Source organism: Salinihabitans flavidus, from assembly GCF_900110425.1.
In the GTDB taxonomy this organism is placed as follows: domain Bacteria; phylum Pseudomonadota; class Alphaproteobacteria; order Rhodobacterales; family Rhodobacteraceae; genus Salinihabitans; species Salinihabitans flavidus.
Window position 1 is genome coordinate 1 of sequence record NZ_FODS01000017.1, and the last position, 13,083, is coordinate 13,083.

12 protein-coding genes and 1 pseudogene are annotated in these 13,083 nt (G+C 66.1%); 6 read left to right on the top strand and 7 right to left on the bottom strand.

Annotation, left to right across the window (positions count from 1 at the left end; genetic code table 11):
• Positions 1–245, bottom strand: a pseudogene (locus BMW66_RS13400) (IS481 family transposase); the annotation flags it as partial.
• Between the two features lie 127 nt (positions 246–372).
• Here BMW66_RS13400 and BMW66_RS13405 point away from each other — a divergent pair.
• Together BMW66_RS13405 and BMW66_RS13410 are read left to right on the top strand one after the other, a co-directional pair.
• Positions 373–1,773 (top strand): helix-turn-helix domain-containing protein, encoded by a 1,401-nt coding sequence (locus BMW66_RS13405; RefSeq protein WP_093119250.1) that lies wholly within the window; start codon positions 373–375, stop codon positions 1,771–1,773.
• Between the two features lie 187 nt (positions 1,774–1,960).
• The gene (locus tag BMW66_RS13410) at positions 1,961–2,785 is read left to right on the top strand and encodes an alpha/beta hydrolase (protein ID WP_093119252.1); all 825 of its coding nucleotides are present in this window, start codon (positions 1,961–1,963) and stop codon (positions 2,783–2,785) included.
• On the opposite strand, the gene BMW66_RS13415 is transcribed toward BMW66_RS13410, so the two are convergent.
• Positions 2,764–3,006, bottom strand: a complete 243-nt coding sequence (locus BMW66_RS13415; protein ID WP_093119254.1) for an HP1242/YdcH family protein — start codon at positions 3,004–3,006, stop codon at positions 2,764–2,766. The two genes, BMW66_RS13410 and BMW66_RS13415, sit on opposite strands and share 22 nt — an antisense overlap.
• Before the next feature lie 99 nt (positions 3,007–3,105).
• On the bottom strand, positions 3,106–4,764 hold the full coding sequence (betA, locus tag BMW66_RS13420; RefSeq protein WP_093119255.1) for a choline dehydrogenase: 1,659 nt from the start codon (positions 4,762–4,764) through the stop codon (positions 3,106–3,108).
• A gap of 153 nt (positions 4,765–4,917) precedes the next feature.
• Here betA and betI point away from each other — a divergent pair, with 153 nt between their 5' ends.
• Positions 4,918–5,508 carry a choline-binding transcriptional repressor BetI gene (betI, locus tag BMW66_RS13425; protein WP_093119256.1) on the top strand — a complete coding sequence of 197 codons (591 nt, stop codon included), beginning with the start codon at positions 4,918–4,920 and terminating at the stop codon, positions 5,506–5,508.
• Positions 5,509–5,518: 10 nt separating this feature from the next.
• Here betI and betC read toward each other — a convergent pair whose 3' ends face one another.
• From betC to ychF, 4 genes are all read right to left on the bottom strand, one after another.
• Positions 5,519–7,027, bottom strand: coding sequence for a choline-sulfatase (gene betC, locus BMW66_RS13430; protein ID WP_093119258.1), 1,509 nt, complete (start codon positions 7,025–7,027; stop codon positions 5,519–5,521).
• Between the two features lie 124 nt (positions 7,028–7,151).
• Complete coding sequence (locus tag BMW66_RS13435) at positions 7,152–8,072, bottom strand: DMT family transporter (protein ID WP_245729482.1); 921 nt, start codon at positions 8,070–8,072, stop codon at positions 7,152–7,154.
• Between the two features lie 206 nt (positions 8,073–8,278).
• A complete protein-coding gene (locus BMW66_RS13440; RefSeq protein WP_093119260.1) occupies positions 8,279–8,875 on the bottom strand; it encodes a LysE/ArgO family amino acid transporter in 597 nt (198 codons plus the stop codon).
• 107 nt (positions 8,876–8,982) lie between these two features.
• A complete protein-coding gene (ychF, locus tag BMW66_RS13445; RefSeq protein ID WP_093119262.1) occupies positions 8,983–10,080 on the bottom strand; it encodes a redox-regulated ATPase YchF in 1,098 nt (365 codons plus the stop codon).
• 182 nt (positions 10,081–10,262) lie between these two features.
• Between ychF and trpA the strand changes: the two genes are divergently transcribed.
• From trpA to BMW66_RS13460, 3 genes are all read left to right on the top strand, one after another.
• Positions 10,263–11,054: a tryptophan synthase subunit alpha gene (trpA, locus tag BMW66_RS13450; RefSeq protein WP_093119263.1), complete on the top strand. Its 792-nt coding sequence runs from the start codon at positions 10,263–10,265 to the stop codon at positions 11,052–11,054.
• 194 nt (positions 11,055–11,248) lie between these two features.
• Positions 11,249–11,722, top strand: a complete 474-nt coding sequence (locus BMW66_RS13455; protein ID WP_093119264.1) for an Hsp20/alpha crystallin family protein — start codon at positions 11,249–11,251, stop codon at positions 11,720–11,722.
• A gap of 164 nt (positions 11,723–11,886) precedes the next feature.
• Positions 11,887–13,053: an alpha-hydroxy acid oxidase gene (locus tag BMW66_RS13460; protein ID WP_093119265.1), complete on the top strand. Its 1,167-nt coding sequence runs from the start codon at positions 11,887–11,889 to the stop codon at positions 13,051–13,053.
• The last annotated feature ends 30 nt before the right edge of the window (positions 13,054–13,083 follow it).

Here is a 13,083-nt window from a genome sequence, read left to right on the forward strand (position 1 = left end):
GGCAGCAATGTGTGCCGCCGGAACGCGACGATCATTGCCTCCTCTTCCTCGCTGAGAACGGTTGAACGCGTGGCTCTCGGGCCGGTCTTCTGATCCTCCACCGTCGCACGCTTGCGCCACTTCGCAACGGTCTTGGGGTTGATGCCCAGCTCCTTGCTCAGCTGCGCGAGCGAAGCTTGCGATCGCTGTATTGCAGCTCTGACAGCGTGCGTGGTCGTGGCGCTCCCGTGACGAACTTGTCCCATAATGCTTCCTTCCATTCCCGAGAAAGGATCGCACCATCAAACCATGGGATCAAACATCTAGGGGCTGGCCCCCTCGTCTTTGCAAAGCTAGGGTGAACCAACCGCAAAACTGCAAAGAAAGGGCGCCATGGCGACGCAGAAACTCTATGCCGGGGCAAAGCTGCGCGAGATCCGCCAGCGGCTCACGCTCACGCAAAAGGATTTCGCCGCCAAGCTCGGCGTGTCCCTGCCCTATCTCAACCAGATGGAGAACAACAACCGGCCCGTCTCCACCACCGTCGTTCTGGCGCTGGCGCAGGAGTTCGGCTTCGATGTCACGGAGCTTTCGACCGGCGATAGTGAGCGGCTGGTGTCGGATATGCGCGAGGCGCTGGCCGATCCGGTCCTGGCCGAGGTGGCGGTGCCGCTGGCCGATCTGCGGCTGACGGCCTCGAATGCGCCTGCGCTGGCGCGCGGCTTTCTCGAATTGCACCGCGCCTACCGGCAGACCCATGAGCGCCTTGCGTCCCTCGACGAGGCTCTGGGTCGGCAGGATGTGCAGATGCAGCCCAGCCCCTGGGACGAGGTGCGCGATTTCTTCCACTATTGCGACAACTATATCGACGCGGTGGACCGGGCCGCCGAACATTTCGCTGCGCGCGCCCCGGCGGCCGGCGGCATCCGCGCCGCCGCGATCCGGGCGCTGAACACCGCCGGGATCAGCGTGGAATTCACCGACACCGACGCGCTGCGCCACTACGATCCGGCCTCGAAAACCCTTCACCTGTCCACCCGCGCCGCGCCGCCCACGCAGCTCTTTCAGCTTCTGCTTCAGGTGGCGCTTCTGGAACGCAACGATCTGCTGGAGGCGACGCTCGATCTCGCGCGGTTCCAGACCGACGCCGCCCGCGCCATCGCCAAGATCGGGCTGGCCAACTATTTCGCCGGGGCCGCGCTCATGCCCTATGCGGTGTTTCTGGCCGCCGCGCAGGACACCCGCCACGATCTCGAAGTGCTCGCCAACCGCTTCTCAGCCTCCATCGAACAGGTGGCGCACCGACTGTCCACGCTGCAACGCCCCGGCGCCAAGGGGGTGCCCTTCTTCTTCGTGCGCGTCGATCAGGCTGGCACCATTACCAAGCGCCACTCTGCCGCGCGTCTGCAATTCGCGCGCTTCGGTGGCGCCTGCCCGCTCTGGAACGTGCACCGCGCCTTTGAGACCCCCGGCCGCTTCCTGCGCCAGCTTGCCGAAACCCCCGACGGGGTGCGCTATGTCAGCCTCGCACGCGACATCTCCAAACCCGGCGGACATTTCGGCGCGCCCGTGCGGCGCTATGCCATCGCCCTTGGATGCGAGGTCAAATATGCCGCCGCGCTGGTCTTTGCCGATCACATGGATATCGACAATCCCAACGCCTATGAACCCATCGGCATTTCCTGCCGCATCTGCGAAAGGCGCGACTGCCACCAACGCTCCGTCCCGCCGCTCGAACGCCAGTTGACCATAAACGAGAACGAACGCCACACCCTGCCCTATGAGGTCGGCTGAGCGGTCCTGCCCGTCTTCTCGGGTGGAAAATACCTCGGGGGTCCGGGGTCGCCGTCCCCGGCGCACGCAGGCTGCGCGCCGCAAGGCGCTCGATCCGGAAACACCCGCCCGTCAACCGAAGGACCTTGAAGCGTTCTGCAAAGCCACGAAAACCCCACCCCTGTCAGATCGGAGACATGAAAAACTCATGCGACGTGTGATCCGTGTCATCGTCCTGACCGCCGCCGTGCTGATCGCCGGCCTGGCGCTCTCGGGCCATGTGGAACGCTGGGTGCTCTACCCGTTCGATCCGGCGCGCGTGGCGCCGGAGGATGTCGGGCTGGCCGGTGTGACGGTGCGCGAGGTCGAAAGCGGCGGCGAAACGCTGGTGGTCTGGACCGCCCCGCCGCGCCCGGGACAGCCGGTGGTCGTCTACTTTCACGGCAATGCCGGCAATCTCGCAGCGCGCGCGGGCCGGTTCCGGCGCTTTCGCGCGCGGGGCTACGGGCTCATCGCGCCCGGCTATCGCGGCTCGTCCGGCAGCAGCGGCACGCCCACGCAGGCCGCGCTTGTGGCGGATGCGGGCGCGGTGCTGAACGCCACCGCCGATCTGTCAGGCCCGCGCCTGTTCTATGGCGAATCGCTGGGCGCGGCGGTGCTGACGCAGGTGCTCGGTCAAAGTCGGGGCGGGGCCCAGCCCGCGGCGGTGGTGCTGGAGGCGCCTTTTGCCTCCCTTGCCACCCTGGCCGCGGGAATGCATCCGGCACTGGCCCCGCTGTCCACCCATCTCGAAAACCGCTGGGACAGCCTTCGCCATGCCGATCCGGGGCTGTCCGCGCCGCTTCTGATCCTGCATGGTGATCGGGACACGCTGATCCCGATAGACGAGGGGCGGCGCCTTTTCGACGCCGCCCCGTCTCGGGCCAAACACTTCCTTGCCGTTCCGGGCGCCGGTCACACCGATCTGTGGCGTTCTGACACCCTGCCCCGGCTGTGGCGTTTCATCGACGCTCAGGCGGTCTCTGTCAGATAGCGATAGATCTCGTCCTTGAGCGCCGCGCGCTCCTTGCGAAGCTGCCCCTCGGCCAGATCCTCGAGCGGCTCGACGTTGGTTTCCGCCCGGTGCACCCGACGGTTGAGATCGTGATAGGCGTCCGACAGCTTGCCGAAATGGGCATCCTTGCCCTTCAGCGCGCGCATCTTCTCCACCAGATCGGGGAATTCCTCGGCCAGTTCGTGCGGGGTATGGGACATATCTGTTCGCTCCTTCTTGTCTGCTATGGCTGATACTAGGCGCCCGGCCCCGCGTCCACATTGACCCCGATCAAACGGGCGGCGCGGGAACGCAAAAAATCACCTTTGCATCTCCTGCCAGCCCGGATGCACCCAGGGCACGTCATTGGCCGGTGGCAGCATCCCGCGCCCGAGGATGTGATCGGCCGCCTTCTCGCCCGTCATGATCGACGGCGCGTTAAGATTGCCGTTGGTGATGCGCGGAAAGATCGAACTGTCGGCCACCCGCAGCCCCTCCACCCCGATCACGCGGGTCTCGGGGTCCACCACCGCGCCCGGGTCGTCCGCCGCGCCCATCCGGCAGGTGCCGCAGGGATGATAGGCGCTCTCCACATGCTCGCGGATGAAGCCGTTCAACTCCTCGTCCGATCGCACCGCGTCGCCGGGCTGAATCTCGTGTTTGACGAAGGGCCGGAACGCCTCCTGCGCGAAGATCTCGCGGGTCAGGCGGATACAGGTGCGGAAATCGTCCCAGTCCGACTCCTGCGACATGTAGTTGAAGCGGATCTCCGGCGCGGCCGACGGATCGCGCCCGGCCAGTGTGACCGCCCCGCGCGAGGCGCTGCGCATCGGGCCGACATGGGCCTGAAAGCCGTGCCCCTCGGCCGCCGCCTTGCCGTCATAACGCACCGCGATGGGCAGGAAATGATACTGGATGTCAGGATAGGCCACGCCCGCCCGCGAGCGGATGAATCCCGCGCTTTCGAACTGGTTCGACGCGCCGAGACCGCGCTTGCCGAGAAGCCAGCGCGCGCCCACCAGCGCCTTGCCCCACAGGTTCCAGTAACGATAGAGCGTGATCGGCTGCGATGACGCCATCTGGACATAAAGCTCCAGATGATCCTGAAGGTTCTGCCCCACGCCGGGGCGGTCCGCGATCACCTCGATCCCGTGCTCGGCCAGATGCGCCGCCGGCCCGATCCCCGACAGCATCAGAAGTTTCGGCGAGTTGATCGAACTGGCCGACAGGATGACCTCGCGCCGCGCATACACCACCTCGCGGCGCCCGCCCCGCTCGATCTCCACGCCCACGGCGCGGCCCTGTTCGATCACAACGCGGCAGGCCAGCCCCCGCAGCAACTCGCAGGTGTCCCGCTTCAGCGCCGGCTTGAGATAGGCGCTGGCCGCCGACCAGCGCCGCCCCTTGTGCACCGTCATGTCCATCGCGCCAAAGCCTTCCTGCATCGCGCCGTTGTAATCGTCGGTGCTCTGGTATCCCGCCTGCGCCCCGGCCGTCACGAAGGCCGCGTGCAGCGGGTTGTCGCGCGGCCCGCGCGTGACATGCAGCGGCCCGTCCGTGCCGCGCCAGCCCGCGTCGCCGCCATGCCCGCCATCGTCCCATGTCTCCATGCGCTTGAAATAGGGCAGCACGTCGGCATAGCCCCAGCCCGCCGCGCCGCTGTCCTTCCAGTGGTCGTAATCCCCGGCATGGCCGCGCACATAGACCATCCCGTTGATCGAGGACGACCCGCCGATCACCTTGCCGCGCGGACAGGCCAGCCGCCGTCCGCCCAGATGCGGCTCCGGCTGCGAGCGGTAGCCCCAGTCATAGCGCGCCATGTTCATCGGATAACTGAGCGCGCCGGGCATCTGGATGAACGGCCCCGCATCGCTTCCGCCATGCTCGATGATCAGAACGCTGCGCCCCGCCTCCGACAGGCGATAGGCCAGCGCGCATCCGGCAGAGCCCGCGCCCACGATCACGTAATCGGCATTCATTCCCGGCCCCTTCGGCTTGCGGTCCCGCCGACACGTCGCCCCATGCGACGCCGCGAGAAATTAAACTGTTCATATCATTTCTTGAATACTCATACAATTTTTATCAGAACAATCGGGATTGCATGTCCCGCGCCGCGCGGCAAAACTGCCCGCATGAGCCGCAAACGCATCCGCGACATCCGCAACGAGGAACTCATCGACGCCGCCATCACCGCGGTGCACAAGCGCGGCTACGCGGTTGTGACCATGGCGGAAATCGCGCAGGAGGCCGGCGCCTCCGCCGCCTCGATCAACTATTACTTCGGCTCCAAGGAAAGGCTGATGGAGGCGACGATGCGCCGCCTTCTGTCAACGCTGCGCGCCGCCCTGCTGGACCGCTATGAGCACGCGACAACCCCGCGCGAGCGGCTGCTCGCGGTGCTGGACGCCAATTTCGACGACCGCCTGTTCACGGTCGAGCAATGCAGCCTGTGGATGCAGTTCTGGGCCAACGCCCCCTATTCGGCGAGCCTTGCGCGGCTGCACCGCATCAACCGCCGCCGGGTGCAAAGCCATTTCCGCGCCGAGCTGCGCGCGCTCGTGCCCGCCCCGCGCCGCGAGACGGTGCGCGAGGCGCTGCAATGCTACATGGACGGTGTCTGGCTGGAGGCCGCGCAATCGCCCGCCCCGCTCGATCCCGCCCGCGCCCGGCAGGGCGCGCGCCGCGTGGCGGGCCTGTTGCTCGACACGCCCCCCCCGGCCTGATCGCCGCTCCTCACTCCCCGCGCGGAAAGCGCTGGTTCTCTTCGAGCACGTTGAGATCCATGTGGTTGCGCATGTAGCGGTCCGAGGCATCGCGCAGCGGCTGGTAATCCCACGGGTAATAGCCGCCCTGCCGCAGCGCCTCATAGATCACCAGCCGCCGCGCCTGGCTCTCGCGCACCTCCGCGTCGAACCGTTCCAGATCCCAGCGTTCGGCGGCGGCGATGCGGAAGCGCTCGATCACCTCGCTGTGCGCCGGATCGGCCGCCAGATCATTCCGCTCCTGCGGGTCGGCCTCCATGTCGTAGAGCTGTTCGGGATCAATCGCGCAGTTGGTGTATTTCCACCGCCCCACCCGCAGCGCCACCATCGGCGCATAGGAGGCTTCGGCGGCATACTCCATCGCCGCCGGGCTCTTGCGCGGCCCGCCCGACCCCAGCGGCACAAGGCTCTCGCCGGTGGTCCATGGCATCACCTCCTCCATGCTCACGCCCGCCAGCTCGCACAGCGTCGGGCACACGTCGATCGTGCTCACCGGCGCCTCAACGCGCCCCGGCGTCATTCCCGGCGCTGCCACCATCAGCGGCACCCGCGCCGACCCCTCGTAGAACGACATCTTGAACCAGAGCCCCCGCTCGCCGAGCATGTCGCCGTGATCGCTCACGAACAGGATGATCGCCTCCTGCCGCGTCGCCTCCAGCGCCTCCATCACCTCGCCGATCTTGTCGTCGAGATAGGAGATATTGGCGAAATAGGCGCGCCGCGCGCGGCGGATATTCTCTTCGGTGATGTCATAGCTGCGCCAGTCGTTGGCGTCGAAGATGCGTTTGGAATGGGGATCCTGATCGTCATAGGGGATCGCCCCGACCTCCGGTTGAAGATGCTCGCAATCCTCGTAAAGATCCCAGTATTTGCGCCGCGCCACATAAGGGTCATGCGGATGGGTGAAACTCACCGTCAGGCACCAGGGCCGCGCGTCCAGACCGCGCGACAGGTCATAGATCTTCTGCACCCCCTGAAAGGCGACATCGTCGTCATACCCCATCTGGTTGGAAATCTCCGCTACCCCGGCGCCGGTGACCGACCCCATGTTGTGATACCACCAGTCGATGCGCTCTCCGGGTTTGCGGTAATCGGGGGTCCAGCCGAAATCGGCCGGATAGATATCGGTGGTCAGCCGCTGCTCGAAGCCATGAAGCTGATCGGGCCCGACGAAGTGCATCTTGCCCGACAGGCAGGTCTGATACCCCGCCCGGCGCAGATGATGGGCGTATGTCGGGATCGAGGAAGTGAATTCGGCGGCATTGTCGTAAACGCCGTTCTGGCTCGGCAATTGCCCCGACATGAAGGCCGCCCGCCCCGGCGCGCACAGCGGGCTGGCGGTATAGGCATTGGCGAACCGGGTGGACCGCTGCGCCAGCTTGCGCAGGTTCGGCGCGTGCAGCCACTCGGCCGGCCCGTCGGGAAACAGCGTCCCGTTGAGCTGGTCCACCATGAAGATCAGGATATTCGGTCGTGTCATCGTCGCGCCTCGCCATTGCCGGGAAACCGGGGCGACGCGCATCGCCCGCCAGCCCCCTCGGACACCGTTCTGGGATAGAACGCGGCGGTTTGGCAACCCCCGGCGCATCGGGGGCGGGCGCCGCTCAGCTCTTGGTCGCGCCCACAAGCGGCGTGATATGCCGCCGCCGCAGCACCGCCTCGCGCCATGTGATGAAGCTGACCGCCGCGATGATCAGACCGCCGCCCGCCACGACCCAGACATCCACACCCTCGCCGAACACCAGCCAGCCCAGCAGCACCGCCCAGACCAGTTGCAGGAAGCTGACCGGCTGTGTCACCGTCACCGGGGCCGAGGCAAAGGCCAGCGTCATCGCGTAGTGGCCCGCCGTGGCGAAGAAGGCGACAAGAAACAGGATCGCCAGATCGAAGAGCGTCGGCGTCACCCAGACCATGATCGCCGTCGGCGCCAGCCCGATCGTCACCGTGATCGACAGCATCGCCACCACGATCCCCGCGCTCACCTCGCCCGACATGCGCTTGGCCAGAAGATAGCTGCCCGCGAAGGTCACCGCCGTGACCAGCATCGCCAGATGCCCCGGGCTGATCTCGCGGAAACCGGGGCGCAGGATGATCGCCGCCCCGACAAGAGCGACGACAACCGCCGCGATCCGCCGCGCCGCCAGCGCCTCGCCCAGAAACAGCGCCGCCCCGATGGTGACATAGACCGGCGAGAGATAGTTCATCGCCGTCACCTCCGCGATGGGGATCTGCGTCATCGCATAGAACCAAAGCGCCACGCCCAGCGAATGAAACGCCCCGCGCAGCCCGAAAAGCCCAAGCTGCCGGCGACTGAGCCGGACGCGCAGCAAGGGGCGAATCACCGGGATCAGGAACACCAACCCGAGCAGGTAGCGCAGGAACGCGCTCTCGGCGGCGGGCACGCGCGGGCCGAGATACTTCACAAGCGCAGTGACGGCGACGAAATTCGCCCCCGCCAGCAGCATCCACAGCACGCCCCGAACCGGGTGGCTGGCGGCTGGCCTTGCTATCGCATCATCGCTCATGTGCCATAAACACCAGCTTTGGCCGGGAATGTCGAGATGCCGAACAGGTTAAGCAGATTGGCCCGTTCGCGGCGGATCCGGGCCGCGCCGCACGTTCCGTCGACCGTGCCCATTCGCCCCTTGGCACCGACGCGATACCGACAAAATACCGACGTTTTACCGACGTGGGTTTTCCAGCGTTCGCAAGGGCTTGGGTCGAGTCGCCCCTATTGCGTCACAAGCCGCGCGGCAATCGCCCACATCACCAGCCCCACCCCGGCATCGAGCATCCGCCACGCACGCGGGCTGGCAAACACCGGCCGCAAGAGCTTCGCGCCGTAGCCCAATGAAAAGAAGAAGAAAAAGCTTGCCGCCACCGCGCCCGCCCCGAACATCCATGCCGGCTCGTATTGCGCCGACAGCCCGCCCAGAAGCACCACGGTATCGAGATAGACATGCGGATTGGCCCATGTCAGCATCAGGCAGGTCGCCACCGCCCGCCAAAGCCCCGGCGCCGCGCCCCGCGCCGCCTCCAGCGCCTGCCCGCCACGCCACGCCGCCCGAAGGCTCATCCCCCCGTAAACAATAAGGAAAATCGCCCCGCCCCAGCGCGCCACATCGACGACCCACGGCAGGCTGAGCACCAATGCGCCAAAGCCCGCGACGCCAAGCGCGATCAGCACCGCATCCGACACCGCGCAGACCAGAACCAATGCGAGAACATGCTCCCCGCGCAATCCCTGCCGCAGGATAAAGGCATTCTGCGCCCCGATCGCAAGGATCAGGGACAGCCCAAGAACAAAGCCCGCTGCCGCCGCACCCATGCCCGCCCCGCCTTCTGTTGCGCCGGGCCTGCAGGTTGCGGCGCCGGATTAACGCGATCTCAACACCTTCCTGTCAGAGGTGACAGACAGACAAAACGCGCCCGTCGTCAGGTGTTGAACAGGAAATGCACCACGTCGCCGTCCTGCACGGTATAGGCCTTGCCCTCAGCGCGCATCTTGCCGGCCTCCTTGGCGCCCTGCTCTCCCTTGCAGGCGACATAATCGTCATAGGCGATCGTCTCGGCCCGGATGAATCCCTTTTCGAAATCGCCGTGGATCACCCCCGCGGCTTGCGGCGCGCGCGTGCCCTCCCGGATGGTCCAGGCGCGCGCCTCCTTGGGGCCGACGGTGAAGTAGGTCTGAAGGTTCAAAAGCTCGTATCCCGCCCGGATCAACCGGTCGAGCCCCGGCTCCTCAAGGCCCATCTCCTCAAGGAACATCGCCGCTTCCTCAGGGTCGAGCTGGCTGATCTCCTCCTCGATCCGGGCTGAAATGATGACATGCGAATTGCCCTGCGCGGCGGCCATCTCGGCCACGCGCCGGGAATGGTCGTTGCCGTCGGCGGCTTCCGCCTCGGCCACGTTGCACACGAAAAGAACCGGCTTCGTCGTCAGAAGCTGAAGCATCGTCCACGCCTTCGCGTCCTCTTCCGCGACCTCGACCACCCGCGCCGGCTGCCCGTTCTCGATCGCCTCCTGCGCCTGCGCCAGAAGCCGATCCTGCTGCTGGGCCTCCTTGTCGTTGCCCTTGAGCTTGCGCTGGAGGTTGGCGCGCCGCTTCTCGATGCTTTCCAGATCGGAAAGCATCAGCTCGGTCTCGATCACCTCGGCGTCGGAGACCGGATCGACACGGCCCTCCACATGGGTGACGTCGCTGTCCTCGAAACAGCGCAGCACATGCGCGATGGCGTCCACCTCGCGGATATTGGCGAGAAACTGGTTGCCAAGCCCCTCGCCCTTGCTGGCGCCCTTCACCAATCCGGCAATATCGACAAAGGTCATCCGCGTGGGCACGATCTGGCGCGAGCCGGCGATTTTCGCCAGCGTCTCCAGCCGCGCGTCAGGCACGGCCACGTCGCCGACATTCGGCTCGATGGTGCAGAACGGGAAATTGGCCGCCTGCGCCGCGGCGGTGCGCGTGAGCGCGTTGAACAGCGTTGACTTGCCCACATTGGGCAGCCCCACGATCCCCATCTTGAAGCCCATTGCCGGCCCTCCTAGTCGTTGCCGCGCCGCTTCTATGCCGCAAAGGGGCCGCACGCAAGCGGTGCGCCGGGCCTGCCGGGCCACGCCTGCGGCGATAAATGCCCCGGCCCGGCGCGCGAGGATTGCGCGAGGCCCGCTTTTGCGGCAATGGACAGGGCAGCCGCAGAAGAAGGACCGCAGGGATGAGCCGCATCGACGCCAAGTTCGCAGAGCTGAGAACCGAAGGGAAAAAGGCGTTCGTCGCCTACGTCATGGCAGGCGATCCCGACTACGCCACCTCGCTCGATCTGGTGAAGGGGCTGCCCGGCGCGGGCGTGGACATCATCGAACTGGGTCTGCCCTTCACCGATCCGATGGCCGACGGCCCGACGATTCAGCGGGCCGGACAGCGCGCCCTCGAAGGCGGCATGACCCTGCAAAAGACCCTCGATCTGGTGACAGAGTTCCGCAAGGACGATGCTACCACGCCAATCGTGCTCATGGGCTACTACAACCCGATCTACAATCGCGGCGTGGAGCGGTTCCTCGACGACGCGAAAACCGCCGGCATCGACGGGCTGATCGTGGTGGACCTGCCGCCCGAGGAAGACGAAGAGCTTTGCATCCCGGCGCAGAAGGCCGGGCTCAACTTCATCCGGCTGGCCACCCCGACCACCGACGACAAACGCCTTCCCAAGGTGCTGGAGAACACCTCCGGCTTCGTCTATTACGTCTCGATCACCGGGATCACCGGCGCGGCGGCAGCGGACGCCGGCGACGTGGGCCCCGAAGTGACGCGCATCAAGGCGCAGACCGATCTGCCGGTGATCGTCGGCTTCGGCATCCGCACACCGCAAAGCGCGCAGGCCATCGCCGCGGTCGCGGATGGCTGCGTCGTCGGCTCGGCCATCGTGGCCGAGATGGCGGCGGGCAAGCCGGTCGAAGAGGTCACGGCATTCGTCCGCTCTCTGGCGGCGGGCGCGCATCGGGCCTGATCCGGGCAGGTATCTGTATTCGAAGATTTTTTTGCAACTCTGCCGCCCGCAGGGCTTGAACGCGGCGTTGATCATTCAAATATTGTCGGTGCGGGCGGCGGATGCCGGAGCGCCGCAGGGACGAAGCGCCCCGGCGCCACCTGCCCCGCTCGCCACGCGATGTCTGCTTTTGACGAGACGAAAGGAGGTACGCGATGAACATTCAAAGCCTTGCACCCTGGACCCACAGCGAACCCGCACAGTGGCAGCGCGAGCGTGACCCGTTCATGACGCTGCAGCAGCAAATGAACCGGCTGTTCGACGACGCCTTTCGCGGCGTTGGCGGCAGCGCTGCGGCGCGCGGCGTGTGGCCCGCCGTGGACGTGACCGACAACGGCGATCATCTCCGGGTCGATGCCGAAGTGCCCGGCCTGAACGAAGACGATCTTGAGGTGACGCTCAAGGATGGCGTGCTGACGCTCAGCGGCGAGCGCCAGACCGAGAACGCCGATGCCGACAAGCGCATCACCGAGCGGTTCATGGGCCGCTTCGTGCGCCAGATCCCGCTGGGGTTCGAGGTCGACGAAGACAACGTCAAGGCCAGCTTCGATAATGGCGAGCTGACCATTACGCTGCCCAAGACGAACGGCGACGGCGCCAAGCGAATCGAGATCGGCAAGGCGTCCTGATCGGCGCCGGTGCCGGTCGACAGCGGCGGGCCCCTGTCGGCGCGCTTTTTTCATGCGACCAGAGTCCTGCGATCAGTCGCACCGCCTGCGCGGCAAGCGGTGTGCATTGCGTCTCGGGACGGGCTTCGGTAAACCTTCTTTACCAATCACGTGAAGAGGCCGACATGCCCGTCATCACCTGTATAGACGACCTCAAACGCCTCTATCAGCGCCGCGCCCCGCGCATGTTTTACGACTACACCGAAAGCGGAAGCTGGACGGAACAGACCTTCCGCGAGAACACCAGCGATTTCGCCGACATCCGCCTGCGGCAGCGGATCGCGGTGGACATGTCGGGCCGTTCGACCGCCAGCACCATGATCGGAGAGGACGTGACCATGCCGGTCGCCCTCGCGCCGGTGGGGCTGACGGGGATGCAATGCGCCGACGGGGAGATCAAGGCCGCCCGCGCCGCAGAGGCGTTCGGCGTGCCCTTCACCCTCTCCACCATGTCGATCAACTCGATCGAGGATGTGGCCGAGGCGACGACCAAACCCTTCTGGTTTCAACTCTACACCATGAAGGACGAGGATTTCCTGCGCCGCCTGATCGAACGGGCGAAGGCCGCGCACTGCTCGGCGCTTGTCATCACGCTGGACCTCCAGATCCTCGGACAGCGGCACAAAGACATCCGCAACGGCCTTTCCGCCCCGCCCAAGCTCACCCCCGCGACGATTGCCAACCTGATGACGAAATGGCGCTGGGGCATCGGGATGCTCGGCGCCAAACGGCGGCATTTCGGCAATATCGTCGGCCATGTCGAAGGCGTCAGCGACGCGGCCAACCTCGGCGCATGGACTGCCGAACAGTTCGACCCCTCGCTTGACTGGGCCAAGGTCGCCAAGCTCAAGGAGATGTGGGGCGGCAAGGTGATCCTGAAGGGCATTCTCGACGCCGAGGATGCGCGCATGGCGTTGAAGGTCGGCGCCGATGCGATCGTGGTCTCCAATCACGGCGGACGGCAGCTCGATGGCGCGCTCAGCGCGATCCGCGCCCTGCCCGCGATCCTCGATGCGGTCGGCGACAAGGTCGAGGTGCATCTCGACAGCGGCATCCGCTCGGGTCAGGACGTGCTCAAGGCGCTGGCGCTGGGGGCGAGGGGCACCTACATCGGGCGCGCCTTCGTCTACGGTCTGGGCGCGATGGGCCAGGCCGGCGTCGAGACTGCGTTGGAGGTGATCCGCAAGGAACTCGACACCTCAATGGCGCTCTGCGGCCGGCGCAATGTCACCGATCTCGATCGCGACGTGCTGCTGATCCCCGAGGATTTCGAGGGACGCTGGCAGGACTGATCGCACGCTTTGACAGCAACCCGCCAGCGC